27 protein-coding genes, 1 tRNA gene and 1 riboswitch are annotated in these 26,224 nt (G+C 72.3%); of the genes, 12 read left to right on the forward strand and 16 right to left on the reverse strand.

What is annotated here, in order from left to right; all coding sequences use genetic code 11:
- Nucleotides 1-111 precede the first annotated feature (111 nt).
- A complete protein-coding gene (locus tag QUG93_RS09090; protein WP_289473585.1) occupies nucleotides 112-591 on the reverse strand; it encodes an NUDIX hydrolase in 480 nt (159 codons plus the stop codon).
- A 58-nt stretch (nucleotides 592-649) separates the two neighbouring features.
- Here QUG93_RS09090 and nagB point away from each other — a divergent pair, with 58 nt between their 5' ends.
- The gene (nagB, locus tag QUG93_RS09095) at nucleotides 650-1,435 is read left to right on the forward strand and encodes a glucosamine-6-phosphate deaminase (RefSeq protein WP_289473586.1); all 786 of its coding nucleotides are present in this window, start codon (nucleotides 650-652) and stop codon (nucleotides 1,433-1,435) included.
- 88 nt (nucleotides 1,436-1,523) lie between these two features.
- On the opposite strand, the gene QUG93_RS09100 is transcribed toward nagB, so the two are convergent.
- Complete coding sequence (locus QUG93_RS09100; RefSeq protein WP_289473587.1) at nucleotides 1,524-2,693, reverse strand: MalY/PatB family protein; 1,170 nt, start codon at nucleotides 2,691-2,693, stop codon at nucleotides 1,524-1,526.
- Between the two features lie 103 nt (nucleotides 2,694-2,796).
- Between QUG93_RS09100 and QUG93_RS09105 the strand changes: the two genes are divergently transcribed.
- Entirely contained in the window at nucleotides 2,797-3,075 is a 279-nt protein-coding gene (locus QUG93_RS09105; protein WP_289473588.1) for a hypothetical protein, read from the forward strand.
- A gap of 46 nt (nucleotides 3,076-3,121) precedes the next feature.
- Nucleotides 3,122-5,584 carry a GH92 family glycosyl hydrolase gene (locus QUG93_RS09110; protein ID WP_289473589.1) on the forward strand — a complete coding sequence of 821 codons (2,463 nt, stop codon included), beginning with the start codon at nucleotides 3,122-3,124 and terminating at the stop codon, nucleotides 5,582-5,584.
- Nucleotides 5,585-5,955: 371 nt separating this feature from the next.
- On the opposite strand, the gene QUG93_RS09115 is transcribed toward QUG93_RS09110, so the two are convergent.
- From QUG93_RS09115 to clpS, 8 genes are all read right to left on the reverse strand, one after another.
- Complete coding sequence (locus QUG93_RS09115; protein ID WP_289473590.1) at nucleotides 5,956-8,100, reverse strand: acyltransferase family protein; 2,145 nt, start codon at nucleotides 8,098-8,100, stop codon at nucleotides 5,956-5,958.
- A 175-nt stretch (nucleotides 8,101-8,275) separates the two neighbouring features.
- The gene (gene nagA / locus QUG93_RS09120) at nucleotides 8,276-9,436 is read right to left on the reverse strand and encodes an N-acetylglucosamine-6-phosphate deacetylase (RefSeq protein WP_289473591.1); all 1,161 of its coding nucleotides are present in this window, start codon (nucleotides 9,434-9,436) and stop codon (nucleotides 8,276-8,278) included.
- On the reverse strand, nucleotides 9,433-9,840 hold the full coding sequence (locus QUG93_RS09125; RefSeq protein WP_289473592.1) for a YrdB family protein: 408 nt from the start codon (nucleotides 9,838-9,840) through the stop codon (nucleotides 9,433-9,435). Before QUG93_RS09125 ends, nagA begins: the two co-directional genes overlap by 4 nt.
- A gap of 6 nt (nucleotides 9,841-9,846) precedes the next feature.
- A complete protein-coding gene (purU, locus tag QUG93_RS09130; RefSeq protein ID WP_289473593.1) occupies nucleotides 9,847-10,707 on the reverse strand; it encodes a formyltetrahydrofolate deformylase in 861 nt (286 codons plus the stop codon).
- A gap of 99 nt (nucleotides 10,708-10,806) precedes the next feature.
- Nucleotides 10,807-12,348 carry an MFS transporter gene (locus tag QUG93_RS09135; RefSeq protein WP_289473594.1) on the reverse strand — a complete coding sequence of 514 codons (1,542 nt, stop codon included), beginning with the start codon at nucleotides 12,346-12,348 and terminating at the stop codon, nucleotides 10,807-10,809.
- Complete coding sequence (locus QUG93_RS09140; RefSeq protein ID WP_289473595.1) at nucleotides 12,237-12,656, reverse strand: MarR family winged helix-turn-helix transcriptional regulator; 420 nt, start codon at nucleotides 12,654-12,656, stop codon at nucleotides 12,237-12,239. Before QUG93_RS09140 ends, QUG93_RS09135 begins: the two co-directional genes overlap by 112 nt.
- A 172-nt stretch (nucleotides 12,657-12,828) precedes the next feature.
- The gene (locus QUG93_RS09145) at nucleotides 12,829-13,305 is read right to left on the reverse strand and encodes a DUF2017 family protein (RefSeq protein ID WP_289473596.1); all 477 of its coding nucleotides are present in this window, start codon (nucleotides 13,303-13,305) and stop codon (nucleotides 12,829-12,831) included.
- On the reverse strand, nucleotides 13,302-13,601 hold the full coding sequence (gene clpS, locus QUG93_RS09150) for an ATP-dependent Clp protease adapter ClpS (protein ID WP_058728592.1): 300 nt from the start codon (nucleotides 13,599-13,601) through the stop codon (nucleotides 13,302-13,304). Before clpS ends, QUG93_RS09145 begins: the two co-directional genes overlap by 4 nt.
- A 78-nt stretch (nucleotides 13,602-13,679) precedes the next feature.
- Nucleotides 13,680-13,765, forward strand: a riboswitch (ZMP/ZTP riboswitch).
- A 57-nt stretch (nucleotides 13,766-13,822) separates the two neighbouring features.
- Here clpS and glyA point away from each other — a divergent pair.
- The 3 genes from glyA to QUG93_RS09165 all read left to right on the forward strand — a co-directional run bounded on the left by glyA (nucleotide 13,823) and on the right by QUG93_RS09165 (nucleotide 16,691).
- The gene (glyA, locus tag QUG93_RS09155) at nucleotides 13,823-15,106 is read left to right on the forward strand and encodes a serine hydroxymethyltransferase (protein ID WP_289473673.1); all 1,284 of its coding nucleotides are present in this window, start codon (nucleotides 13,823-13,825) and stop codon (nucleotides 15,104-15,106) included.
- Nucleotides 15,107-15,123: 17 nt separating this feature from the next.
- Entirely contained in the window at nucleotides 15,124-16,035 is a 912-nt protein-coding gene (locus QUG93_RS09160) for a tetrahydrofolate dehydrogenase/cyclohydrolase catalytic domain-containing protein (RefSeq protein ID WP_434533097.1), read from the forward strand.
- A gap of 149 nt (nucleotides 16,036-16,184) precedes the next feature.
- Nucleotides 16,185-16,691 (forward strand): hypothetical protein, encoded by a 507-nt coding sequence (locus tag QUG93_RS09165; protein WP_289473598.1) that lies wholly within the window; start codon nucleotides 16,185-16,187, stop codon nucleotides 16,689-16,691.
- 122 nt (nucleotides 16,692-16,813) lie between these two features.
- On the opposite strand, the gene galK is transcribed toward QUG93_RS09165, so the two are convergent.
- Complete coding sequence (galK, locus tag QUG93_RS09170) at nucleotides 16,814-17,950, reverse strand: galactokinase (RefSeq protein WP_289473599.1); 1,137 nt, start codon at nucleotides 17,948-17,950, stop codon at nucleotides 16,814-16,816.
- Nucleotides 17,947-19,044, reverse strand: coding sequence for a galactose-1-phosphate uridylyltransferase (gene galT, locus QUG93_RS09175; RefSeq protein ID WP_289473600.1), 1,098 nt, complete (start codon nucleotides 19,042-19,044; stop codon nucleotides 17,947-17,949). Before galT ends, galK begins: the two co-directional genes overlap by 4 nt.
- A 64-nt stretch (nucleotides 19,045-19,108) precedes the next feature.
- Between galT and QUG93_RS09180 the strand changes: the two genes are divergently transcribed.
- The 3 genes from QUG93_RS09180 (at nucleotide 19,109) to QUG93_RS09190 (ending at nucleotide 21,252) form a co-directional block, all read left to right on the forward strand.
- Nucleotides 19,109-19,960: a DeoR/GlpR family DNA-binding transcription regulator gene (locus QUG93_RS09180; RefSeq protein WP_289473601.1), complete on the forward strand. Its 852-nt coding sequence runs from the start codon at nucleotides 19,109-19,111 to the stop codon at nucleotides 19,958-19,960.
- A complete protein-coding gene (locus tag QUG93_RS09185; protein WP_289473602.1) occupies nucleotides 19,957-20,892 on the forward strand; it encodes an aldose 1-epimerase family protein in 936 nt (311 codons plus the stop codon). Before QUG93_RS09180 ends, QUG93_RS09185 begins: the two co-directional genes overlap by 4 nt.
- Nucleotides 20,893-21,027: 135 nt before the next feature.
- Nucleotides 21,028-21,252: a hypothetical protein gene (locus QUG93_RS09190; protein WP_289473603.1), complete on the forward strand. Its 225-nt coding sequence runs from the start codon at nucleotides 21,028-21,030 to the stop codon at nucleotides 21,250-21,252.
- Nucleotides 21,253-21,628: 376 nt separating this feature from the next.
- On the opposite strand, the gene QUG93_RS09195 is transcribed toward QUG93_RS09190, so the two are convergent.
- The 4 genes from QUG93_RS09195 to QUG93_RS09210 form a co-directional block, all read right to left on the reverse strand.
- Nucleotides 21,629-21,949, reverse strand: a complete 321-nt coding sequence (locus QUG93_RS09195; protein ID WP_289473604.1) for a hypothetical protein — start codon at nucleotides 21,947-21,949, stop codon at nucleotides 21,629-21,631.
- A 165-nt stretch (nucleotides 21,950-22,114) separates the two neighbouring features.
- On the reverse strand, nucleotides 22,115-22,939 hold the full coding sequence (locus QUG93_RS09200) for an SGNH/GDSL hydrolase family protein (RefSeq protein ID WP_289473605.1): 825 nt from the start codon (nucleotides 22,937-22,939) through the stop codon (nucleotides 22,115-22,117).
- Nucleotides 22,940-23,025: 86 nt separating this feature from the next.
- Nucleotides 23,026-23,098: transfer RNA gene (locus QUG93_RS09205), tRNA-Lys, on the reverse strand.
- 53 nt (nucleotides 23,099-23,151) lie between these two features.
- Complete coding sequence (locus QUG93_RS09210; protein WP_289473606.1) at nucleotides 23,152-23,313, reverse strand: hypothetical protein; 162 nt, start codon at nucleotides 23,311-23,313, stop codon at nucleotides 23,152-23,154.
- 126 nt (nucleotides 23,314-23,439) lie between these two features.
- On the opposite strand from QUG93_RS09210, the gene QUG93_RS09215 reads away from it, so the two are divergent.
- From QUG93_RS09215 to QUG93_RS09225, 3 genes are all read left to right on the forward strand, one after another.
- On the forward strand, nucleotides 23,440-24,069 hold the full coding sequence (locus QUG93_RS09215; RefSeq protein WP_289473607.1) for a DNA-directed RNA polymerase subunit beta: 630 nt from the start codon (nucleotides 23,440-23,442) through the stop codon (nucleotides 24,067-24,069).
- 608 nt (nucleotides 24,070-24,677) lie between these two features.
- Nucleotides 24,678-25,274, forward strand: a complete 597-nt coding sequence (sigK, locus tag QUG93_RS09220) for an ECF RNA polymerase sigma factor SigK (protein WP_289473608.1) — start codon at nucleotides 24,678-24,680, stop codon at nucleotides 25,272-25,274.
- Nucleotides 25,271-26,167, forward strand: coding sequence for an anti-sigma factor (locus QUG93_RS09225; RefSeq protein ID WP_289473609.1), 897 nt, complete (start codon nucleotides 25,271-25,273; stop codon nucleotides 26,165-26,167). Before sigK ends, QUG93_RS09225 begins: the two co-directional genes overlap by 4 nt.
- Nucleotides 26,168-26,224: the final 57 nt, after the last annotated feature.

Genomic DNA, 26,224 nt, shown 5'->3' on the forward strand with positions numbered 1-26,224 from the left:
CGTGCCGCCGATTCTCGGGCTGCGCGACGGATCGCGGGCCGCACCGCCCGAGATCCGTCGCTGGACCCGAGACTCGGCCGCGGGGGAGGACGACCAGGTACCGGCGGGGGGTCAGCGCTCGAAGCGCGCCTCACGCTCGTCGGTCAGGCCCGCGTGGACGCGCGCCAGCATGTCCGCGGACATCTCCGGCAGGGCGTCGAGCCGCGCCCAGAACGCCTCGGTGTTCTCGCCGTCCGCCGGAGCGGGCGTGCCGGACACGTAGCGGCAGGCGAAGACCAGGTCGAGGTACTGCGCCCGGTCGCCGTTCGGGTACGTCATCTCCGGCAGGACGTGGACCCAGGTCAGGCGCTCGGCCACGGCGACGACGTCGGCCTCCTCGAGGACCTCGCGCTCGGCGGCGACCGCGGGCTCCTCGCCCGGGTCGACGATCCCCGTCACCGGTGTCAGCGCACCGTTGTCCGCTCGACGGACGACGAGCAGCTCGCAGTCGGGGCCCTCGCCGCGCGTGACGACGGCGGTGATGCCCGTCATCCAGAGCGGGTCGGTCCCGACCTTCTCGCGCAGGGACAGGACGAAGTCAGGGGTCGGCATGCGTCAACGCTACCGATGACCCCTGTCGCCGACTGGTCATGACCAGTAGCCTGGGTGCATGGAGATCATCATCCTGCCGACCCCGGCCGAGGTCGGCCGCGTCGCTGCCGCCAAGATCGCCTCGGTCGTCGCCGAGAAGCCGTCCGCCGTCGTGGGACTCGCCACCGGGTCCAGCCCGCAGGGCATCTACGCGGACCTGCGCCGCCGGGTCGAGGCGGGCGAGGTGTCCTTCGGGGCCGCCCGCGGGTTCGCCCTCGACGAGTACGTCGGCATCCCGCTGGAGCACCCCGAGTCCTACGCGTCGGTCATCGCCCGCGACGTCGTCGAGCCGCTCGGCTTCGACCCCTCGCGTGTGCGGGTACCGGACGGCCGCGCCGGGGACCTGGCGTTCGCGGCGAAGGAGTACGACGCCGCGATCCGTGCCGCCGGTGGGGTCGACGTGCAGATCCTCGGCATCGGGGCGAACGGGCACATCGGGTTCAACGAGCCGACGTCGTCGTTCGCGTCCCGCACCCGCATCAAGACCCTCGCGCCGTCGACGCGGGAGGCGAACGCCCGGTTCTTCGACTCCCTCGACCAGGTGCCGACGCACTGCATGACGCAGGGGCTCGGCACGATCCTCGAGGCCCGCGAGCTCGTCCTCGTCGCGCAGGGCTCCTCGAAGGCCGACGCGGTCGCCGCGGCGGTCGAGGGGCCGCTGTCGTCCTTCGTGCCCGGGTCGGCGCTGCAGCTGCACGAGCACGCGACCGTCGTGGTGGACGAGGAAGCCGCCGCCGGCCTCCGGCTCGCCGACTACTACCGCTACACGTACGCGAACAAGCCGGAGTGGCAGCGCTTCGAGTAGCTCCCGCAAAACGCAACGTCGGCGGTTCCTCGCAGCGGGATGTCGCTGCGAGCTGACGTTCCCGTTGCGTGTTGCGAACGGGACGACGTCAGCGTGCTGACGCCAGGCGCGCGAGGCCCTCGCGCAGGGTCTCCTCGGAGCAGCCGAAGTTGAGCCGGGCGTGGCCGATGCCCGGTCGGCCGAAGTCCCGGCCGTTCGACAACGCCACGTTCGCCCGCTCGATCAGGACCCGCGCCGGGTCGTCGCCCCACGGCAGCGCGCGCAGGTCGAGCCAGGCGAGGTAGGACGCCTGCGGCTGCCGGTACCCGGCACCGGGCAGGGCGGTGCCGAGCTCCTCGGCGAGCACCCTGCGGTTGCCCGCGAGCTCGGCGAGCAGCGACGCGAGCCACGGCTCTCCGTCGCGGAACGCCGCCACGCTCGCGGTGTACCCGAGGATCCCGGTGCGCTCGACGACCTCGACGGGCAGCCCGTCCAACCAGCCGCGCGCCCGCTCGGACGCTCCGACCATCAGCGCGCACTTCGTCCCCGCCAGGTTCCACGCCTTGCTCGCGCTGGTCAGGGCGACGCCGTGCTCGACCGCCTCGGGGCCGCAGGTCAGGAACGGGGTGAACACCGCGTCCGCGTGCACGAGGGGGGCGTGGATCTCGTCCGACACGACGACGGCGTCCCACTCCGCGGCGAGCCGGGCGAGCGCCACGAGGTCCTCGCGGGCGTGCACGAGGCCGAGGGGGTTGTGCGGGTTGCAGAGCAGGACGGTCCGAGCGCCGTCGGCCATCGCACGAGCGACCCCGTCGAGGTCCATGCACCACCCGGCCGTGGTGTCGAAGGGGTCGGGGTCACCCGGCGGCGGGAGGAGCGGGACCTCGGTCACCGTGCCGCCGGCTTCGTGCACGTAGTCCCAGAACGGCGGGTAGACCGGCGGCATCACGACGACCTGGTCGCCCGGCGCGATCACGCGGCGGAGCACCTCGACCGCAGCGACCGAGACGTCCGTCGTCGTGCGCACGAGGTCGGGGTCGACGTCCCAGCCCCACCGGCGACCGGCGAAGTCGGCGAACACCTCGGGGAGCACTCGCGTGTGCCCGACGTACCCGGTGTCACCGTCGCGGACAGCGCGCTCGAGGGCCTCTCGCACGGGTTCGGCGGGCACCGAGTCCATCTCGGCGACGAACATCGGCAGCACCTCGGGTGGGTAGGCCGTGTACTTCTCGCTCGTGCGGCTGCGCTGGGCATCGAACACGCTCACCATGACGCTCATGCCGTCATCCTGACACCGCGCCGTCGTCGGTGCTCGCGCCCAGCTGCAGCTGCGGTCGCACGTCGCGCCCCGACAGGACCGGCGTCCGGGGCAGGATGGACCCGTGCAGGACTTCGACCCCGTGGAGTTCCGGGCGACGGCGGCCATCGAGCGGTCCAGGTGGCTCCGCAGACCGGTCCGCCGCGTGCGCTTCGACGCGCGCTGGAACGACGGTCACGTCGAGCACGACGTCGACCTCGTCGAACTGATGTACCGGCGCGCACCGGCCGACCACCAGGTCACCCGCCAGGCGATGCTGGAGCACTGCCCCGAGGTGGGCACCGGACGCTGGGTCCTGTGGCCGTACGGCTCGGTGCTGCCCGGGGCGGCATCGCCGGCGTGACGCCCTGACCACACGCCCCCCGTCCGAGGGGTCTACCGTCACCCTCGTGAACCGTTCCCGCGTGCAGCGTCGCCCGCTCCGTCAGTCCGCCTCCGTACCGGGGCGGTGGTCGGTCCCGCTCGTCGCGGTCGCCACGATCGCCGCACTCCTCGGCACCATGGCCGTCGCTGCCCCGGCCGAGGCGACCCCGCCGGGCCGCACGACGACCGGCCCTGCCCGGTACGTCGACCCGTTCATCGGCACGAGCGGCGACGGCAACACCTGGCCGGGAGCGACCGCCCCGTTCGGGATGATGCAGTGGAGCCCGACGGGCACGGCGGGCGACCAGACGTCGACCCCGGTCGCGAACGGCTACTCGTACGACGTCAACCGTCTGCGCGGCTTCAGCTTGACCCACCTCAACGGCGCCGGGTGCGCGCCGGGGGCCGCCGGTGACGTGCCGATCATGCCGGTCACGTCGCCCGTCACGACCTCGCCCTCGGCAGACACGACCGACGCCCTCTACGCCTCGGGCTACTCGCACGACCGGGAGTCCGCGAGCCCCGGCCGTTACGCGGTCGCGCTCGACAACGGCGTCCGCACCGACCTGGCGGTCACGACGCGTGCCGGCGTCGGCGAGTTCGCCTTCCCTGCCGGCTCGGCGGCGAACCTGCTCTTCCGGACGTCGAACTCGATCAACGGCAGCGAGGCCGCGACCACCACCATCGACGCCCGCACCCGCACGGTGAGCGGCAGCGTGCTGACGGGCGGCTTCTGCAGCCGCCGCGCGAACGGCGGCGGCGCGACGAACCCCGACCGCCGCAGCTACTACCGCCTGTACTTCACGGCCACCTTCGACCGCCCGTTCACGAGCACCGGCACCTGGCAGGACGGCACGGTCCGGCCTGGAGGCACGTCCTCCTCCGGTGGGGAGGGGTACCTCACCGGCGCCGACCGTGCCGGACGCGGCTCCGGCGCGTGGGTCGGGTTCGACGCGCGTCGCGGTGCGACGGTGCACGCGCGCATCGGCATCTCGTACGTGAGTGCCGCCGGCGCGGTGGCGAACCGCGATGCCGAGGTGGGTCGCCACGCGACCGTCAGCAGCGTCGCGGCGGCGACCCGCGCCTCCTGGAACCGGGAGCTGTCCCGCATCCAGGTCAGCGGTGGCACGGCGGACCGGACCACGCAGCTGTACACGTCCGTCTACCACGCACTCATGCAGCCGAACACGCTGAACGACCGCGACGGCCGGTACCTCGGGCCGGACCTCCGCGTGCACCGGATGGACCGCGGACAACGGGCCGTGTACGGCACGTACTCCGGCTGGGACCAGTACCGGGCGCAGATCCAGCTGCTCGCCCTGCTCCGGCCGGACGTCGCCGGGGACATGGCGCAGTCGATGCTCCGGTTCGCCGAGCAGAACGGCGGCATCTGGGACCGGTGGCTGCACCTGGGCGCGCCGACGCACGTGATGACCGGGGATCCCTCCGCCGCGACGCTCGCCACCTGGTACGCGATGGGCGTCCGCAACTTCGACGTGCAGGCGGCGTACACCTCACTGCGGAAGCAGGCGACGGTCGAGAACGCCGACGCCGAGAGCGACATCGGCTGCCCGGGTCAGTGCCTCGCGCAGCGGCCGGCCCTCGACGAGTACCTGCAGCGCCACTACGCGGCGAACGACGACTGCTCGTGCTGGGGCGGTGCGGCCGAGACGCTCGAGGACTCGATCTCGGACAGCGCCCTCGGGTACTGGGCCGCGGCGCTCGGCAAGACCCGTGACGCCCGGATGTTCGCCGAGCGCGGCACGTACTGGAAGAACACCTTCAACCCCGCCGTCGGGTACCAGGCCGCTCGACAGGCCGACGGGTCGTGGACGCCGGGCTGGTCGCCCTCGACGGGAACCGGCTTCGCACAGGGCACGAGCGCGCAGTACACCTGGCTCGTCCCGCAGGACGTCCGGGGGCTGTCGTCGGCGCTCGGCGGTGACGACCAGGCGGTCGCCCGACTCGACGCGTTCTTCCACGACGCCTCCGGCAACTGGGCGGTGACCGGCGGGGACCCGACGAAGTTCGACCCGACGAACGAACCGGACATCCACACGCCGTGGATGTACAACGCGCTCGGCCAGCCCTGGAAGACGCAGGAGACCGTACGGCAGGTCGTCGACCAGGCGTACTCGACGGGCCCGTCGGGGCTGCCGGGCAACGACGACCTCGGCACGATGAGCGCCTGGTACGTCTTCGCGTCGATCGGGCTGTTCCCGCAGACCCCGGGCCGCGCGGACATGCTCGTCGGCAGCCCGACCTTCCGCGCCGTCGACATCCGCCGGTCGAGCGGGCAGCACATCGTCATCCGCTCCTCGGGTACGGACCCTTCCGTGCAGGACGCCCGGTTGGACGGGCGCCGGCTGGACCGCTCGTGGGTGCCGGCCTCGTTGGTGAACCGCGGGGGGACGCTGTCGTTCCGGGTCGGTCCGACGCCGGACACCTCGTGGGCGACCGGGGAGCGAAGCCGGCCGGTCGACCGCTGAGTCACGGGAGTGAGCGTCGTCACTGCGACGCCGCTGCCAGACGCCCGAGCGGCACCGCTCCTCCGCTCGCGATCCACTGCGGTGTCCCGTGGCGCAGGCGCGGCTCCGCGACGATCTGATCGCCCGGCGCGATCACGTGGCGGAGCACCTCGACCGCAGCGACCGGCGACGTCTGGTCCGTGCCGACGACTCCGGGGACCGATGCTCGTGGCCGCGTGGCGGTCCTCCGCGCGGACGACCGGGTGCTCGTCGAGCGGGACGTCCACTTCACGTGGGTCCGGCACGGCGGGAGTGACCAGTGCGGCGGTCCCTCGACCGCGTAGGTCGTCTGGCTGCCCGGGCCCCAGACCCTGCGACGCTGGCGCAACCCGTCACGTGCGGAGCGCCTCCGCGAGCACCTCGCCCAGGCGGGCCGACATCGTTCCCGTGAGGTGCGATCCATCGGGCCGCACGAGGGTGCCGTCGATGACCGGCGGGAACAGCCCGTCTCGGTTGCGGAGCCACTGATCCGTCGGGACGTAGCTGACCGCCGCACCAGCTCCAGCGAGTGCCGCTACGGCTCGACGCTCGACACCGTCCTTGCGAACGTGGACGTCCGAGGCCGGGTCTCCGCAGTCCCGGAAGCCGGTGAGACGAGTCGCGCAGGCGGAGGGTGACGTCACCGTCGGTGTGCCCTGCAGCAGGACGGTGCGTTCAGCAGCCCCCGCCAGTACTTCGAGCGTGTCGTGCACGGACCGTTCCCAGGTCTCGTCGCGCGTCGCACCGTCATCGGCTCGCAGCGTTCCGAGGTACCCGTCTGCACTGGACGTCAGGACGAGTTGCGGGTGGATCGTCCTCACGTACTCGAGCATCCGCTCCTGGGCCTTGTGGCACTGCTGCGCGAATCGCGGTTGGCCCGTGGCCGGTCCGCTCTCGAACCGACCGACAGGGCACGACGCGAACCCCATCGCCTCGACGCGCCATCCCCGCCCGAGGGCCGCGCGGATCGCCGGCGTCCAGCTCAACGCGATCGAGTCGCCGACCACGACGGCCGTGTTCTCAGACTCTGCGGCGCCCCACGAACACGTGCGCGGTCTCTCGATGTCGGCGTCGCGCAGACCGTTCCGGCAGCCCCCCGCGAGCAGTGCGGGGGCGAGCGACTCGCTCCGGGCGAGGGCCATGAGTTCATCCGTGCGCACCAATGTGGGGAGCTCGATCGTGCTGGTGTCGAGCGCAGCCTGCAGGTCGGCTGGCGAGAGCACGTCCACCGGTCCGGGCAGCGGGGCGGAGGGCTGCCGACCGAGCGCGCTGGCGAGCGCGCTGCCCGAGCGGAACACCTCAGGTCCGCGCAGTTGGCCACCGCCGAGCAGGACCAGCATCGTGACCATGACGACCCCGATCGAGACATCGGTCGCTCGACGGAGCCGTGGCCCGGAGCCTCGGCGCCCCTCCCGTCCAGGAGACGGGTGGCGGAACGGTCGCTCGATGCAGCGCTCGGAGAGCATCGCGGCTACGACCGAGACCACGACCGCCAGTGCGCCGCCCCAGGAAGCCCTGACCAACGACCCGACGATGACCAGAGCTGGTACGTGCCAGAGGTAGAGCGAGTACGAGATCCCGCCGAGCCACCGGAGCGGGCGGTTCGACAGGAGGACGGTCACGCGGCCGGCGCGTCCGCCGGCCGCCATCACCGCAGCCGCGCCGGACACGGGGAGGATCGCCAGCGGCCACGGGAACGCCGTGTCCGGAGGGGTGCCGAACGCCGATCCCACGATGACGACGAGCCCGACCGTGAAGACCGTGCGCACCACCCGGGGGTCCCACCTGCGGGTCACGGGCGCGGCGAGCGCCACGAGCGCGCCGACGCCGAGTTCCCATGCTCGGGACACCGAGTCGAAGTACACCGTGCCCGGGGACACCAGGGTCTCGACTGCCGCGATCACCATCGACAGCGCGGTCAGCGAGACGGCGAGGACCAGGACGGCGCGGCGACCGAGCAGGCGTCGGGCCAGCGGGGCAGCTCCGAGGACCATCATCAGGGGCCAGAGGGCGTAGAACTGCTCCTCGACGGCCAATGACCAGAAGTGCTGGAGCGGACTGGACGGCTCGGTCGCGTTCAGGTAGACGGTGTCGACGCCGATGAGGTGCCAGTTCTCGACGAACGTCGACGACGCGAGTGCATCAGCGGCGACGGACCAGGAGCGGGCGGGGAACCACACGATGAACGCGGCTGCCAGGGTGACAGCGATGACCACGAGGGCGGCCGGCAGGATGCGCCGAGCACGGCGGACGTAGAACCGCGCGATCGAGAGCCGCCCGTCCCGCTCGACCTCCCGCGCCAGGATGCCCGTGATGAGGAAGCCCGAGATCACGAAGAACGTGTCCACACCGACGAAGCCGCCCTGGGGCACACCGAAAGCGTGGTAGCTGACGACGAGCAGCACGGCGATCCCACGGAGTCCTTGGATGTCGGGGCGGAAGTGCTGTCCGTACTGCGCAGGTCCGGGGTCGACGCGGACTCCGCGGGCATTCTGCATTGCAGTATGTTACCATCACGGTTCGTCGACGGGTGAACGGTCTGCTGCTGCTCGAGGTCGGGCCGGTGGCGGCGCCACGGCGTACGACGCCGTCAGCGCCCACCTGCGCTGTCCTGTTCGGTCGACTCGGCGATGGTGGCGTACGACTGCGATGCGGGGGCGGCACCGGCGCTGCTCAACGCAGCGGGACGCGACCACCCCACACGCGCTGCACCTCGAGCGCGGGGGAGAGCGCCACGAGGTCCGCTGCGTACCCGGGCGCGATCCGACCCAGACGGTCCCCGAGCCCCAGCGCCGTGGCCGGTGTGCTCGTCAGCGCCGCGACCGCCTCGGGCAGCGTGGCCCCGGCGGCCGAGACGGCGAGCCGCAGTGCCGCGTCCTGCGTCAGCGTCGATCCCGCGATCGTGTCCGTCCCGGCGACCCGCGCGACGCCGTCGACCACGTCCACCGCGAGCGATCCGAGCGCGTAGGAGCCGTCGGGCGACCCGGCCGCGGCCATCGCGTCGGTGATCAGTGCGACGCGCCCTGGTGCCGCGCGGAGCAGTACGCGGGCGACGGCGGGGTGCACGTGCACACCGTCCAGGATGAGCTCGAGCGTCACGCGGTCGTCCTCGAGTGCCGCGGCGATCGGACCCGGCGTCCGGTGGTGCAGGCCCGGCATCGCGTTGCACGCGTGGGTGAGCAGGGTGGCGCCGGCGTCGAAGGCCGCCCGGGCCTCGTCGTACGAGCAGACGGTGTGGCCGACGGCGACCGAGACCCCGGCATCGACGAAGCGACGGACGGCGTCGAGCGCTCCCGGCAGCTCGGGCGCGATGGTGACCTGCCGCAGGACTCCGGCACCCGCGTCGAGCAGGGCGTCCACTGCGACCGGCGACGGATCGACCAGGTGTGCGGCGTTGTGCGCACCCCTGTTGTCGGGGGAGAGGAACGGGCCCTCGAGGTGCGCGCCGAGGACGAGCGGGTCGGCCGCGGCGACGGTGCGGATCCGGTCGAGCGACGCGGCGAGCGACGGCAGCGGGTTCGCGACGAGGGACAGGACCGAGCGGGTCGTGCCGTGCGCCCGGTGGACCGCGAGGGCGGCGTCGAAGGCGTCGTCCTCGTAGGCGGCACCGCCACCACCGTGCCCGTGCAGGTCGACGAAGCCGGGCGTCAGGACGGCGTCGCCGAGGTCGACGACCTCGGCGTCCGCAGCCGCGGCGGGCAGGTCGGTGCCGGACCCGACCGCCTCGATCACGTCGCCGGAGAGCAGGACCCAGCCGTCCTCGACCACACCGCCCGCGTCGACGACGCGAGCGGCGCGCACCAGCGTTCGCCGCGCCTCCAGACCGGAGCTCACGCCGTCTCCCGCCGGAACGCGACCACCCCGGACAGTGCCGCGACCAGGACGAACACGAGGCCCACCACCGGGCGGCCGATCGACAGCCACGCCGCGCCGGCTGCGATGACCAACGCGGTCTCGACGACGACCTTGCCGACGACGTCGGTCTCGATCGGTGAGCGCGGGGAACGGAAGAGGAACCAGACGACGGCCGCGAACAGCGGCGCCCCGACCGCGAACAGGTACCCGGGCCACGGCAGGATCCACGACCAGTAGCCCCAGAACGCCAGCGAGAAGAGTCCGAAGGCGCACACGACCGCGCGCAGCACGGTCCACGCGGAGACGCGACGACGGGGTGCGGCCGGGTCGGTGGGCGGTGGGACCTCGCCCCAGTCGACCGGGCTCTGCGGTGCGTTCGTCACGGGTGCCTACTTGAAGATGATCGTGCGGGCGCCGTCGAGGAGCACGCGGTCCTCGGCGATCCAGCGCACCGCCTGCGTGAGCGTGCGGGACTCCTCGTCCTGCCCGATGGAGACGAGCTCGGAGGGGTCCTTCGTGTGGTCGACCCGGACGACGTTCTGCTCGATGATCGGCCCCTCGTCGAGGTCGCTCGTGACGAAGTGCGCCGTCGCACCGATGAGCTTCACGCCGCGCGCGTGCGCCTGCCGGTAGGGGTTCGCTCCCTTGAAGCCGGGCAGGAACGAGTGGTGGATGTTGACGGCACGGCCCTCGAGCGCGGCGCACAGCTCGGGCGACAGGATCTGCATGTACCGGGCGAGGACGACGAGCTCGATGTCGTGCTCCTCGACCGCCTCGAGTATCCGCTGCTCCATCGCCTGCTTCGATGCGGGGTCGGAGACCGGTCGGTGCTCGAACGGCACCGAGTAGAACGACGCGAGGCCGGACAGGTCGGCGTGGTTCGAGAGGACGAGCGGGACCTCGATCGGCAGCTGCCCACCGCGCTGGCGGTACAGCAGGTCGTTCAGGCAGTGCCCCGCCTTCGACACGAGCACCAGGGTCCGCATCGGACGTCCGACCACGTCGAGCTGGACGCGCATGCCGTAGCGCTCGACGACGGGCGCGAGGGCCTGCTCGAAGGCCTCACGGTCGACCGGCGCCATGACCTGCAGGCGCATGAAGAACGAGTTCGTGTCGGCACTCGAGAACTGCTGCGACTCGGTGATGTTGCCGTTGGCCGCCACGACGGCTCCGGAAACGGCGTGCACGATCCCGGGCTGGTCGTCGCAGACGAGCGTGAGGGTCCAGTGCGTGGGGGTCGGGTCGGTCACGGAGACCAGGGTACCGGGGCGCTCTGGCCGGGAGGCCCGTGGTGCGCCCGGCGTGCGGCCCGCGTGGGTGGGCAGCCCGTCAGCGCTCGTCGGCTCGCGTCAGCGCCGGTCCGCCCGCGCCAGCGCCCGGTCCGCGAGCGTCAGCACGCTGAGCAGCACGCCGACGCCGAGCATCACCCACGCGAGCACGTGCAGGTCCGGTGTGGTCGGGGCCTGGCCGAACACCCCGCCGATCAACGAGGACGCTGCGATCGCGCCGATGTAGATGCTCGTGCGCGACAGTCCGGCCGCGGTGCCGATGTACTCCGAGGGCACCACCTCGTAGAGCGCTGCCTGGTTCGACACCGACGCCAGGGCCTGCGGCACCCCGAACAGCGCCGGCACGACGAGCAGCAGCACGAGCGGCGACCCGGCGTGCAGCAGGAGCAGGAGCCCGGCGCCGACCAGGGGCACCAGCGCTGCGACGACGAGCGGCCGACGGACCGCGGTCCGACGTGCGACCAGGAACGACACCACCCCGGCGACGACGGCCGCCGGCAACTGGAGGTACCCGGCGACGTCGCTCGGGTAGCCCGCGACGTCCTGCACCCACTGCGAGAACCCGTAGGTCATCGTGTACGCGAGCAGGTAGGTCAGGAACAGCCTGGCGTAGGTACGGGACAGCGCGCCGTTGTGGACGAGCAGCCGGACGTCGACGAAGGGCTTCGTCGCACGCAGCTCCCAGAGCACGAGCGCCACGAGCAGCACCACGGCGACCGCGAGCAGCCACCAGAGCCCGGCGCCGAGGTCGAGCAGGAAGACCAGGAGCGCCGCGACCGCGCCGGTCATGAGCACCATGCCGAGCGGGTCGAGCGCGGTCCGGACCGGGAACTGCTCGGCGTCGCGGGGCCGGAGCCGGTCGGACGGCAGCCACATCGCGGCGACGACGATGCCGAACACGGCGAGCGGGACGTTGACGAGGAAGATCGCGTGCCACCCGAACGCCGCGATGAGCGCCCCGCCGAGGGGCGGTCCGGCCGCGGCGGACACGAGCGAGGTGATCGACAGCGCCCCGAGCACGAGCGGCGGGGTCGGCTTCCCGATCCGGGCGGAGTGCTGGCGGAGCGTGGTGAGGGCCGCCGGGTACGCCGACGAGGTCCCGATCCCGATCAGCACCCGCGCGGCGACCGCGCCACCGAAGCCGGTCAGCACCTCGGGCACGACCCCGGCGACACCGACGATCACGAGTCCGGTGAGGAACACCTTCTTCGGGCCGAACCGGTCGGCGAGCTTGCCCATCGTCGGCTGCGCGACCGCGCTCGCCAGGTAGAGCGCGGCGACGAGCCAGATCGCCTGCGACGCACCGATGCCGAGGTCGCGCGAGATCGGCGCGAGGGCGACGGACACCATCGTCGTGTTGATCGGGTTGAGCAGCGGCCCGACCAGGACGGGGACGAGGAGCTTCGGGCCGAAGCCGCTGGCGCCGCCGCTGGTGTCGGTGGTGGTCGGGACGGGAGGGGTCGAGGTGGACGTGGTGGGCTTCTCCCGGTTCAGTCGTCGGTGAGCGGCAGGAGGATCGCGAGGGCACGGGCGACCGTGGCGCGGTCGCCCTCGGGCAGGGCGGCCAGGCGGTCCGTGAGCACGCGGGACCGGGTGGTCCACGCGTCGGCGCGGGCCCGGGAACCCGACTCCGTGGCCCGGACGAGGGTGCGGCGACCGTCCGCCGGGTCGGGTCGACGCTCGACGAGCCCGAGGTCGACGAGCGCCTGCACGGTCGCGCCCATCGACTGCGGGCGGACACCCTCGGCACGCGCGAGGTCGGCGACGGTGCTCTCGCCGTGGCGCAGGAGTCGACCGAGCGCGGCGGTCTGGGACGCGGTGACCTCGTCGGCCTTCCCGGCGAGCAGCGTGCGCCGGATGCGACCGTGCAGGGTCAGCAGGTCGTCCGCGAGCGTGTCGATCGGTTCCACGGTGGAACAGTACGACTCAGCAGGGCGCCTTGCAAGGCCGCCTTCTGATCGGGTGACACCGCCCGCCGGTGGTGCCCCGGCGTGGCGGGCGGACCGGGCGCGCGGCCACCGTGAGCAGCTGACGGGCCGGGGCCGACGGGGCGGACGCGCGCCGTGCCTCCCGGCCGTGCCGTCAGTCCGTGGGGGTGAGGGTCGTGACCAGGTGTTCCTGCACGTACCCGATCCAGTCGTAGACGTCCCGCAGGCCGAGGCCGGCGTCCCCGGCGTACGACGCCTCCTCCGTCGCAGCATCGGTGATGCCGAGCCGTTCCGCGATCGTCAGCCGCAGGTCGGTGAGGCACCGCAGCCAGGCCTGCTCGTCCTGCGGGGTCATGGCGCCGTCCCGCGCTCCGGTGAGCCAGTCGTGCACGAGGTCGGCATTCGCGGTCTTCTGCGTGAGCAGGTCCGCCTGCGTCCAGCGGCGGAACTCGTCGCTCGCCTCGGTGTCCGACGGGTACGCGTCCGGGAACATGCGCGCAGCGACGGGGTCCGAGGACAGGTCGCCGCCGAGCACCTGCTGCAGCTGCTCGGTGAGCGACGCGAGGACGGCGCGCTCGCCCTCGGACATCGCGAGGTGCACGCCGTCCTGCCGTCGTGCGAACGGGATCACGCGTCCGGTCCCGCCGCGCGGTCGACGGTGGCCTGCAGGCCGTAGCCGTGCATCGCCTCGACGTGGCGCTCCATCGCCTCGCGGGCACCCGTCGCGACGATCGCCCGGCCGTCGTCGTGCACCTGGCGCATGAGCCGCTCGGCGCGGGCGTGCGAGAAGCCGAAGTAGCTCTGGAAGACGTAGGTGACGTACGACATCAGGTTCACCGGGTCGTCCCAGACCACGGTGACCCACGGGACGTCGAACCGGGCGGCGAGGTCGGTGCGCTCCTCGACGTCGGGGCTGGTCAGTGTCATGCGTCGGCCGTCATGCGTCGACGGGGATGCTCGGGTGCATGTCCCCAAGGGTGACACGAACGTGCCCGCTCGGTACGATCGAGGGGTCGCGACTGGCGTTGGATGGGTCACCATCGGGGAGCGACACCTGACACGGAGCGCGGCCGTACGCCTGGGCCGCGCCCACCCGTCCACCTCGTCGTGCCGAGCACGACGGACAGACAACGAGGAGTCCCGTGTCCATCACCGATCTGCCCCCCGCTGCGACGCAGACCACGTTCAACGCCCCGCTCAGCGAGGTCGACCCCGAGATCGCGAAGGTCCTCGAGCAGGAGCTCGGCCGCCAGCGCGACACCCTCGAGATGATCGCGTCCGAGAACTTCGTCCCGCGTGCCGTCCTCGAGTCGCAGGGCTCCGTCCTGACCAACAAGTACGCCGAGGGCTACCCGGGCAAGCGGTACTACGGCGGCTGCGAGTTCGTCGACGTCGCCGAGCAGCTCGCGATCGACCGGGCGAAGGCCCTGTTCGGTGCCGCGTACGCGAACGTCCAGCCGCACTCCGGCGCCAGCGCGAACGCCGCGGTCCTGCACGCCATCGCCTCCGCCGGCGACACGATCCTCGGCCTCGAGCTCGCCCACGGCGGTCACCTGACCCACGGCATGAAGCTCAACTTCTCCGGCCGCATCTACAACGCCGTGTCGTACGGCGTCGACCCGGAGACGTTCGAGGTCGACTACGACGACATCCGCGCGAAGGCGATCGAGCACCAGCCGAAGGTCCTGATCGCCGGCTGGTCGGCGTACCCGCGTCAGCTCGACTTCGCGAAGTTCCGCGAGATCGCGGACGAGGTCGGCGCGACGCTCTGGGTCGACATGGCGCACTTCGCCGGCCTCGTCGCCGCGGGCCTGCACCCGTCGCCCCTGCCGCACGCCCACGTCGTGTCGTCGACGGTGCACAAGACGCTCGCCGGTCCCCGCTCGGGCATCATCCTGTCCAACGAGGAGTCGCTCTTCAAGAAGCTGAACTCCGCGGTGTTCCCGGGCCAGCAGGGCGGTCCGCTCATGCACGTCATCGCCGCGAAGGCCACCGCGTTCCTGCTCGCCGGTCAGCCGGAGTTCAAGGACCGCCAGGAGCGCACGCTCCGCGGCGCGAAGGCGCTCGCTGAGCGGCTGACGCAGGACGACGCCAAGGCTGCGGGCATCGACGTCCTCACCGGTGGTACCGACGTGCACCTGGTGCTCGTCGACCTGCGCGAGTCCGAGGTGGACGGCAAGCAGGCCGAGGACCTGCTGCACGAGGTCGGCATCACCGTGAACCGCAACTCCGTGCCGTTCGACCCGCGCCCGCCGATGGTCACCTCGGGTGTCCGCATCGGCACCTCGGCGCTCGCGACCCGTGGCTTCGGCGACGCTGAGTTCACCGAGGTGGCGGACATCATCGCGCTGACCCTCATGCCGGAGCCGGACATCGAGGCGCTCTCGGCCCGGGTGAAGGCCCTGACCGACGCGTTCCCGCTCTACGCGTGAGCGCCGCCGTGGCTGACCTGCCGCGAGCGCTCTGGGCGGGGGAGGGCAGTGCCGTCCGCATCGACGGCACCGCCCTCGCCGCCCGCACGCTCGACGACCTGAAGGTCCGCATCGACCGGCTGCACGACCACGGCTTCCGGCCGGGTCTCGGCACGATCATGGTCGGGCAGAACCCGGGCTCGGTGTCCTACGTCGCCGGCAAGCACAAGGACTCGGCGCAGATCGGGCTCGACTCGGTCCGCATCGACCTGCCGGAGACGGCCAGTGCAGCGGACATCCGTGCGGCGATCCTGCAGATGAACGACGACCCCCGGGTCACCGCGTTCATCGTGCAGCTACCGCTGCCGCAGGGCATCGACCCGATCCCGATGCTCGAGCTGATGAACCCGGCGAAGGACGCCGACGGGCTGCACCCGACGAACCTCGGCGAGCTCGTGCTCGCCGTGCCCGGTGGTGCCGGCACGATCGACGCACCGTTGCCGTGCACCCCGCGCGGCATCGTCGCGATGCTCGAGGCGTACGACGTCCCGATCCGCGGCCAGCACGTCACGATCATCGGGCAGGGCCTGACGGTCGGTCGTCCGCTCGGTCTGCTCCTCACCCGCCTCGAGGCCACCGCCACCCTCACGCACTCCCTCACCGAGGACGTCGCAGCCGAGTGCCGTCGCGCCGACATCGTCGTCGCCGCGGCCGGGGTCGCCGGGCTCGTGCAGCCGGACTGGATCAAGCCCGGTGCGGCGGTCATCGACGTGGGCATCAGCCGGATCGTCGACGAGTCGACCGGCAAGGCGAAGCTCCGTGGCGACGTCGACCCGTCGGTCGCGTCGGTCGCAGGGTTCCTGTCGCCGACGCCGGGCGGCGTCGGGCCGATGACCCGGGCGATGCTCATGAAGAACGTGGTCGAGGCCGCGGAGCGCCACCTGCGCTAGCGGCCCGGCCGGCCGAGACTCGGCCATGCGGACAGTTCCGTGCTCCCGGGGAACGAATCTGTCCGCTCAGCCGGGTCTCGGCGTGCGGCTGCTGACGGGAGGCGCGGATCACCCCCGCCATGCGCCTCCCGCGGTGCTACGGTCACCCCATGGGGGAGACAACGGCAGTCCTGACCGCTCCGGTGATGGCGCCCGAGGGGCGCCGATTGCGCCCACGCGCGTCGGGGCTCGCGCTGATCGGGGCCGTCGCGGTCCTGAGCGCGGGGAACACGATGTGGAGTGCGTCGATCGAGTACGGCGGGGTCGACGCGGACAACCGCTGGATCGACACCGCCGGGCACCGGGTGGCGACCGCGCCCCCGACCGTGGACGTGCAGGCGCACACCGCGCCCGCGGCACTCGCGGCGCTGCTGCTCGTCGTCGTCGCCGGGATCGTCGTGCCGCCGACGCTGGCCCGGATCGGACGCCCGGCGTCCGGTGAGGTCGTTCGGTGGGCGGCGTACGCCGGGGTCATCGTGGTGGTCCTCGTCGGGACGCTGGTCTACTCGGTGTGGCAGAGCGACGTCGTCGTGGACCAGCTGAACCGGCAGGTCCTCGAGCCGCACGGCTTCCCGTGGGGCGGCGTGACCGTCACCGTGGGGCACATGACGCGCTGACCGTCCCGGCGGCCCGGACGGGCGGCGAGCCGCTCACCGAGTCTCGCGCTGGCGGACGGGTTCGCGTGCCGCGCGACGCGAACGTGTCCGCCGAGCCGAGCCTCGCGCGGCGCCCCCCCGGGTCAGTCGCGCCGGGCGCCCTGCGCGGCGTGCACCGTGAACACGGTGGGTTCGCGGTACCCGGCGGACGCGAAGGCGGACGTGACGGCGTCCGCGATCGCACCACGGGCCTCCCGGTCGACCAGCGCGATCGCCGCACCACCGAAGCCGCCACCCGTCATGCGCGCGCCGACGGCGCCGTGCGCCATCGCCGTCTCGACCGCCAGGTCGAGCTCCGGCACGGAGATCTCGAAGTCGTCGCGCATCGACGCGTGCGACGCGACCAGCAGGTCGCCGATCGCCCGCGGCCCCTGCTCACGCAGCGTCCGGACGGTGTCGAGGACCCGCTGGTCCTCGGTCACCACGTGCCGGACACGGCGGAAGGTCTCGTCGTCGAGCAGCTCCTGCGCGCGGGGCAGGTCGTCGACCGACAGGTCGCGCAGCGCCTCGACACCCATCGCCGCGGCTCCGCGTTCGCACGAATCACGACGGGCCTTGTACCCGCCGGTGGCGTGGGCGTGCTCGACGCGGGTGTCGATGACCAGGACCTCGAGGCCGTTCGCCTCGAGCGCGAGGTCGACCACGGCGGTGTCGAGCGTGCGGCAGTCGAGGAAGACGACCGCGTCCTGCTCGCCGAGGAGTGACGCGGACTGGTCCATGATCCCGGTCGGGGCGCCGACGGCGTGGTTCTCGGAGTACTGCCCGACGCGGGCGAGGGCCTTGCGGTCGAGGCCGAGCTCCCACAGGTCGGTGAACGCCAGCGCGACGCCGCACTCGATCGCGGCGCTCGAGGACAGTCCCGCACCGACCGGGACGTCCGAGTCGATGAACACGTCGAACCCGGTCTTGTCGGACAGGTCCGCGCCGGCCTGCTCGCGCAGCGCCCAGGCGATGCCGAAGACGTAGGCGGACCAGCCCTGCATGCGCGACGGGTCGAGTTCGTCGAGGGAGAGCTCGTGCACGGCGTCCGGCTCGAACGCCGAGGCGACCCGGATCAGCCGGTCCTCCCGCTGCCCGATCGAGGCGACCGTGCGACGGTCGATGGCGAAGGGCAGGACGTACCCGTCGTTGTAGTCGGTGTGCTCCCCGATCAGGTTGACCCGCCCCGGCGCGGAGTACTGCACCGTGGGCTCGTACCCGTAGACCTGCTGGAACGTCATGCGCGTTCGATCCCTCCTCGGATGAACTCGGCCGCCTTCTCGGGCACGAGGTCCCCGATCCAGGCGCCCATGGCGGCCTCGCTGCCGGCCAGGAACTTGAGCTTGTCCGCCGCACGACGCGGGGACGTGATCTGCAGCATGAGCCGCACGGTGTCGCGCGCGGTGTGCACCGGCGCCTGGTGCCACGCCGCGATGTACGGCGTCGGGCTGTCGTAGAGTGCGTCGAGCCCGCGGGTGAGGCGCAGGTGCATGTGCGCGAGCTCGTCCTTCTCGGCGTCGGTCAGCCCCGCGAAGTCCGGCACGTGGCGGTGCGGCAGCATGTGGATCTCGATCGGCCAGCGCGCGGCGAACGGCACGAAGGCCGTGAAGTGCTCGCCCTGCAGGACGACACGCTCCGAGGCCCGCTCGTTCGCGAGGTGCTGCTCGAACAGGTCCGGTCCGAAACGCTCGATCGAGGCGAGCAGTCGCTGCGTGCGGGGCGTGACGTACGGGTACGAGTAGATCTGCCCGTGCGGGTGGTGCAGCGTGACGCCGATCGCCTCGCCGCGGTTCTCGAACGGGAACACCTGCTGGATGCCCGGCAGCGCCGACAGTGCCGCGGTGCGGTCGGCCCACGCCTCGACCACGGTGCGGGCCCGTGACTCGCTGATCGACGCGAACGAACCGCTTGTCTCGGGGGAGAAGCACACCACCTCGCAGCGGCCGACGGAGCGGAGCTGGCGGTTCAGACCGACGTCGGACAGCGAGTCGAGGGACTCCGGGGCGTCGTCCGCCTCGAGCAGCGGACCGAACGAGGGCGACCGGTTCTCGAAGACCGCGACGTCGTAGCGGCTCGGGATCTCGGACGGGTTCGCCGCGGTCTGCGGTGCGAGCGGGTCCTGGTCGGCGGGCGGCAGGAACACGCGGTTCTGCCGGGAGGACGCGATGGACACCCACTCGCCGGTCAGGACGTCCTGCCGCATCCGTGCCGTCTCCGGCCGGGGGTCGAGGACGCGCTGGTCGATGCTGCGCTCAGCGGGCAGCTGCGTGTCGGCGTCGTCGAAGTAGATGAGCTCGCGGCCGTCGGCGAGCGTCGTCACGCGCTTGGTGATCACCGGACGAGCCTAGCGCCTCCTCGAAGCGTTGCGAAAGCCTCCGCAAGTACGCGAAACTGCGTGGATGCGCGACGATGACCTCTTCCTCGCCGGGTCGCTGCCCGCGCCGCTGCGGCAGGACCGCATCGTCTCCATCGTCGAGGGCGCCCCGGGACTCGTCCGCACCGCTGCGCTCGCCGCCGCGCTGGGAACGAGCGAGGTGACGGTCCGACAGGACCTCACGGTGCTCGGACAGGAGGCCCGGATCCGGCGGGTGCGCGGCGGCGCGGTCCGCCTCGGGGCCGGTTCCGGCGAACGGCCGCTCGAGGAGACCGCGGTCGAGCACCAGGTGGCCAAGGCCGCGATCGGCCGGGCCGCCGCCGACCTCGTCCGTCCCGGGCAGTGCGTCGTCCTCGACGTCGGCACCACGCCGGCCGCCGTGGCCTCGGCCCTGGTGGCGCGCGAGGACCTGACCGACGTGACCGTCGTCACGAACTCGCTCACGACCGCGCTCGCGCTCGAACCGGCCGTCCCACGGTTCACCGTCGTCGTGACCGGTGGCACGCTCCGGCCGCTCCAGCACTCGCTCGTCGCGCCGTTCATGGGTGCCGTGCTGCCCGCGATCGCCGCCGACGTGGCCTTCATCAGCGGGACCGGTCTCGACGTCGAGCACGGGCTGACCAACGTCAACCTGCCCGAGACCGAGGCGAAGCGGATGCTCGCCGCCACCGCCGGGCGTACGGTCGTGGTGGCGGACGGCTCGAAGTTCGGTCGAGCCCACCTCGGCGTCGTCCGCCCGCTCGAGGACATCGACGTCGTCGTCACCGCCGGTGCCACGGCGGACGCGGTCGCCCTGATCCGGGCGGCCGGCGTCGAGGTGGTCGTGGCGGACGAGGACGGCCGTGCAGCACCAGACGGAAGGAAGTCGCAGCCATGACCGCAGCAGCACCCACCGGAGGGCAGTACCACCTCCGTCACGCCGGACCCGACGGGGTCGTCGAGGCCGTCGTCACCGAGGTCGCCGCGGGGATCCGGGAGCTCCGGGTCGCCGGCTTCGACCTCACCGAACCGTTCCCCGTCACGTCGCTGCCGCCCGGTGCCGACGGCATCGTGCTCGTGCCGTGGCCGAACCGCGTCGCCGGCGCCGCCTGGGAGCTGGACGGGAAGCGACAGCAGCTGGACGTCTCCGAGCCCAAGTACGGGAACGCCTCGCACGGACTGCTCCGCTTCTCGCCCTACCGCGTGGTGGCGCAGTCCGAGTCCGCGGTCGAGCAGCAGGCGACGATCCACCCGCAGCACGGCTGGCCCTTCACCCTCGAGACGCGGGTGCACCACGAGCTCGTCGACGACGGCATCCGCGTGACGCACACGATCGTGAACCGCTCGGGCGTCCGTGCCCCGTTCGCCGTCGGGGCGCACCCGTACCTGCGTGCGGGCGACACCCCCGCCGAGGACCTCGTCGTCACCCTCGATGCCGCCACCGCGTTCACGGTCGACGAGCACAAGATCCCGGACGGCACGGTGTCCGTCGAGGGCACGCCCTACGACCTGCGCTCCGGTCAGCGCGCCGGTGACGCCGACCTCGACACCGCGTACCGTGACGTGACGCCCGATGCCGAGGGGGTGCGGCGCACGACGTTGCACGGGCCGGAGGGCGACGGCGTCGAGCTCTGGCAGGACGAGTCGTTCCCGTACGTGCAGGTGTTCACCTCCCGGGAGTTCCCCCGCGGCGACGGCACCGGGCTCGCGGTCGCGGTCGAGCCGATGACCGCGCCGGCGAACGCCCTGAACTCCGGCGAGGGGCTCCGCTGGCTCGAGCCGGACGAGTCGTGGACGGGCACCTGGGGCATCCGCCGCGTCTGGTCGTGACGACCGCGGCGCCGGCGTCGCGTCACGGGGAGAGCGTGCGGGTGTCCCTGGCCGGCGGAGCGTGGCCGGAGGATCGTGACCGGACCGTGCTGGGCGGAGCCGACAAGGGGTCGTCCTGCCGCCGTAGCATCAGGCATGCGCGTACAGGTGGTGGGGTGGATCGTCGTGGCAGTCGGCACCGTGGCCTTCGTGCTGTTCTGGGTACTCACGACCTCGACGACCTGTCACGACGCGGTCGACCCGGCGCGGAGCACCTGCGTCACCGAGCCGGCGCTGGGAGTCGACGGGTCGGTGCTGCTCGGAGTGCTGATCGTCGGGTTCGCGGTCTTCCGCGCGGTGCGGGCCGCGCACCGGGCCTGATGGCACTGCCCGTGACGACCCCCGGACGTGAACGGAGGGCTCCACCCTCGGGGCGGCGTCCTCCGTCCTTCGTCGGTCCCGTAGCGCCTTCCGCCCGTGCGGACGGGGCCGGTCCATCAAGCCCGGAACCGACCCGTCAGGTGCGGAACGGACCCGTCGGGTGCGGAACGGACCCGTCAGGTGCGGAACGGACCCGTCAGGTGCGGAATCGACCCGTCAGATGCGGAACGGACCCGTCAGGTCCGGAACCGACCCGTCAGGTCCGGAACCGACCCGTCAGGTCCGGAACCGACCCGTCAGGACCGGAACCGACCCGTCAGGACCGGAACCGATCCGTCAGGTCCGGGATGGACCCGTCAGGTCCGGAACCGACCCGTCAGGCGCGCCGCATGCGCAGGGCCTCGACCGCCAGGGCCTCGGTGCCGTAGCGCCCGACCTCCTGCGCCCAGGCCGGGTCGTCGCCGCGGAGGGCGACGTACTCCTTGCGCTGCCGGCACACGTAGCCGAGGACGGTGGTGGCGGTCGCGACCTCGACGAAGTCGGTGCGGATGTGCCGCGTGGTGACCTGCGCGTTGCGCCGCAGGGTGTCGAGGAGGAGCTGGTTGCTCATCGTGGTGTTCGTCGCTGCGGCGAGCTCGACGATGCGGCGCGCATCACCGGTGGTGCTGGCCTGCGTGGCGTCGATGGGCTCGGTCACGGTGTACCCCGTTCGTTCTGCAATGGTGCGTTGTTGCTGGACCCGTTGATCGGATCCGGGAACGACACTATCGGCGCAGGACCGGCAAACCGCTGAACAGGACCTGGACTGTGCAAAGGGCGCACCATGAACATCCTGAACCGGGCATGTACCCCGGTTCTGGTGTCAGTGGCACTGCTCGTCAGGTGTGGGCGTGGCGAGTGCCCGGAGTGCGCCGGTGATGCGATCGGCGAGGTACGCGTACCCGGCGTCGTTCAGGTGCTGCCCGTCCGGGGTGGCGAACGAGGGGCTGTTGGCGTCGGTGAACCACTGCCCGGCGAGCGGGTCGACGTAGGGGACGCCTGCGGAGCGTGCTCCCGCGGCGACGGCCGCCGCGATGTCCGTGGTGGCTTCGGCCCGAGGCCGCGGTGCCGAGGGGCCGATGGCGACCACGACCGCGTCGGGCCACTGCTGCCGTGCCTCACGGAGGGTCCGTTCGACCGTGCGCTGCAGGACGTCCTGGGTGGCGCCCTGCACCCAGTCGTTCTGGCTGCCCTGGACGAGCACGAGGTCGGGGTCGAGGAAGCGGTGTCCGTGCAGTCGCGCTCCGAAGGTGAAGGACGACGCACGAGCCGCAGCGCCGGAGACGTAGCCGGACCCGCCGACGCCGTCGATCGTGGCGTCCCACCGGAGGCCGCTCGTGATGTCCTGCGCCCAGCCGTGCAGGCCGTCGTACGACCCGCTGCCCCGCGTGTACGAGTCACCGACGATCAGGACGTCGGAGCCGGGAGCGATCGCGGCGCGGACCCGCTCGGGTTGCACGGTGACGGCCTCCGGGACGTCGGTGCACGCATCCGCGACGGTGGGGAGCAGGGCCATCAGTCCGGCGACGCCGACGGCCATGGCGCTGAGCGCGATGGTCGGCAGGAGCGGGCGACGCCGACGACGACCGCGGTCGACCGGAGCCGAACGCGGGGCGTTCGTCCAGTCGTGCTTCGTTCGTCGGGTCACCCCATGGATGGTACGAGAGACCCCGCCGAGGTTCTGCAGGGTGCGCGCCCGGCGGGGTACGGGACGGACACGCGGTGAGGAGGCTGTGGGCCCCGTGGGGCTCGAACCCACGACCCTCGGATTAAAAGTCCGGTGCTCTACCAACTGAGCTAGAGGCCCTCACCCGCAAGGCTAGCGGGTGAGGGCCTCCAGACGAGAACCAGTGCGGTCGGTCAGCTGCGACGCCCGGTCAGGGTACGCAGGAGCCATGCGATCACCGCGATGACGAGCAGCACGATGCCCACCCACAGCAGGAACTTCAGGCTCGCGGTGAAACCACCGACGAACAGCAGGATGACCGCGATCACGGCCAGGATGACGAGCAGGGCGTTCATGGAGTCTCCTCTTTCGGACGTCCGGGAGGGGTGCCTCCCTGCCGGGTCACGGTACGCCGGAGCACCCGGTTGCGTTCACGGCGAACGGGGGCCGCGCGCGTCGGAGGCCGCGTCTACACTCGCCGGGTGCCTCGCGATCACCACCGTCCCGTCCACTTCACCGACCAGGAGTTCGCCGCGATCCAGGGCGGCGACGACCCGGCCCTGGTGAACCGCGTCGCGCACGAGACGGCGAACGCGCTCCTGCACCGGGTGCGGCAGGACCCGGACCCGGCGGTCGTCGAACGCCTGGTGACCTACACGGACGTGCACGGCATCGACGCGATCGCCGAGCTGTGGGCGCGCGTGGGGGCGCACACGCTCCCTGGCGCCCTCTGGCGCATCTACCTCGTGCGGGTCGTCATCCGGCAGAACCCGGAAGAGGTGTCGTACTTCTTCGAGCGCGGCACGGAACGCATCGGCACGATCGACGAGGCCGTGGCCGGTGCCGAGCAGCCGACGGGTCCGGCGGAGATCCTGGCGCTGGCGGACAACATCCTGCACGGCCTGTACACGGGTGACCTCGCGGTGGCGCTCGACCGCGGGGCGGCGTTCTGCCGACTGACCGCTGCGGGTGCCACCTCGGTGGCGGACGACGCGGACCTGACGGCGGGGGAGCGCGCGAGCGAGCTGACGCGACGGGCACTGCGGCTCACGGAACTGGCGGCCGACCTGACCGAGGCGGCGGCGCTCTGGCGTCGCGACAGCCTGGACTAGGCGAGCGGCGGGGCGGACCGCCACCGCGCCTCCCGGCCGGCCCAGCACCCGCGCAGACGACGCCGTGCGGCACCCGCGCGGACGACGCCGTGCGGCAGCCGCGCAGGGACGACCGAGTGCCACCCTCGCCGGCGTTGCGGAGCAACCCGGCGACACGGAGGACCCCGCCCGGGTACGAGAAGACCGGGCCGCAGAAGCGCCTCTCGGCGCGAGGCCGCTCGAAGCGGCGAATTTTGGAGCCCGGGGCTTGCTGCGGCCCGGCTCGTACGAGTCTACGAGACACGTGCTGTGCGAGCGACCGTGTTCACTCTCGGTGGACACGACCCGCGCCCGGGCGTGCCACGGACACGTCCGGAGCGTGCCCCCAGGGGAAGTCGAGACTCCTTCCCAATCCGCTCGTGCGTCGGTGCCGAACAGAGGGTGTGACGCTCCTCGCGGACGTCACAGTGAGGGCCCGCGTGACCCGGTCCGGTACCCACCGGTCAATTCCCTGCGGGTCGCGCGGCCCTCGCCCACGAACCCGCCGCGAGGATCCACACCGCCCGCCCCGACCTGCGAAGTGCACGCACATGTCGGCCCTGATGCCACCGAGAGGGGGGAAACCTGCAATGCTTGCGATCGTGGAACGTGACACCGAGGCCTGGAGCTCCGAGCCGGCACCCGTGTCGCCCGACGACCTGTTGGCGCGCGTCGCCACCGGCGACCAGTCCGCCTTCGCCGAACTGTACGACGCCCTCTCCGGCCGTGTGCTCGGGCTCGTGACGCGGCTCCTGAAGGACCGCGCCCAGTCCGAGGAGGTCACGCAGGAGGTCTTCCTCGAGGTGTGGCAGCAGGCCACCCGCTTCGACCGCTCGCGCGGCACCGCCGCGAGCTGGGTGCTCACCATGGCCCACCGCCGGGCGGTGGACCGGATCCGGGCCTCGCAGGCGTCGCACGACCGGGACACCAAGATCGGCATCCGCGACCTCGAGGCCGGTTTCGACCAGGTCTCCGAGTCGGTCGAGATCCGGATCGAACACGAACGCGTCAGCCGGGCGCTCGGCAGGCTCACCGAGTTCCAGCGCCAGGCGGTGCAGCTCGCGTACTACGGCGGCTACTCGCACAGCGAGATGGCCGAACGGCTCGGTGTCCCGATCGGCACCGTCAAGACCCGTCTCCGTGACGGGATGATCCGACTCCGAGACGAGATGGGGGTGACGTCATGACCGAACGCCACGACGACCCTGCCCTGCTCACCGGGTCGCACGCCCTGGACGCCCTGTCGGACGACGAGCGCGCGCTGCTCGAGCACGCCCTGACGACGTCGCCGGCGCTGCAGGCCGAGACGGACTCGCTCCGCGAGACCGCGCTGCAGCTGGCCTACGCCGTCGAACCGATCGAGCCGCCGGCGTCGATGAAGTCGTCGCTGCTGGCCCAGATCGCACGGACGCCGCAGGCGGCGCCGGTCGCATCGGTTCCGGCGTCCTCGGCGCCTGGGTCCGAGTCGGCGCCAGCTGCTCCCGCGCCGGTCGTCGGCCTGGAGGCTCCGCGCACCGCCGCCTCGACGCCCGCGTCCGCCTCGTCCTCCGCTCCCGCCCGGGGTCGGGCCGCCGAGACCGCTCGCCGCCGCTGGTTCCAGCGTCCGGCAGCTGCACTGTCCGCCGCAGCTGCGGTCGCGGTGGTGTTCCTCGGCGTCGGACTCGGCGTGGGCACGAACTTCGGTCAGTCCGAGGGCACCGGCCCGGGCACCACGCAGGCCTCGGGTGCGCTCGACTCGATCTACGCCGCGTCCGACTTCCAGCGCACGACCGCGAAGGTCCAGGGCGGTGGATCGGCCACGGTGGTCTGGTCCCACGACGTCGGCAAGTCCGCGGTGATCCTCGACGGCGTGCAGCAGGCACCGGAGGGCAAGACCTACGAGCTCTGGTACATCGGCTCCGAGGGCGGCAAGATCGTCCCGGCCGGGCTGGTCGACGGTGCGCGCAACGGCGTGCACACGGCGGTCCTCGACGGGGAGTTGAGCGAGGGTGACGCCATCGGCATGACGGTCGAGCCCGAGGGCGGGTCGGAGCAGCCGACCTCGACGCCGCTCATGGCGGTCCCGACCACCCAGGCCTAGTTCCCCCACACGGACGGCGGGCAGCGGAGCGATCCGTTGCCCGCCGTCCGTCGTTCC

The sequence above is a fragment of the Curtobacterium caseinilyticum genome, assembly GCF_030363035.1.
Lineage (GTDB): Bacteria > Actinomycetota > Actinomycetes > Actinomycetales > Microbacteriaceae > Curtobacterium > Curtobacterium caseinilyticum.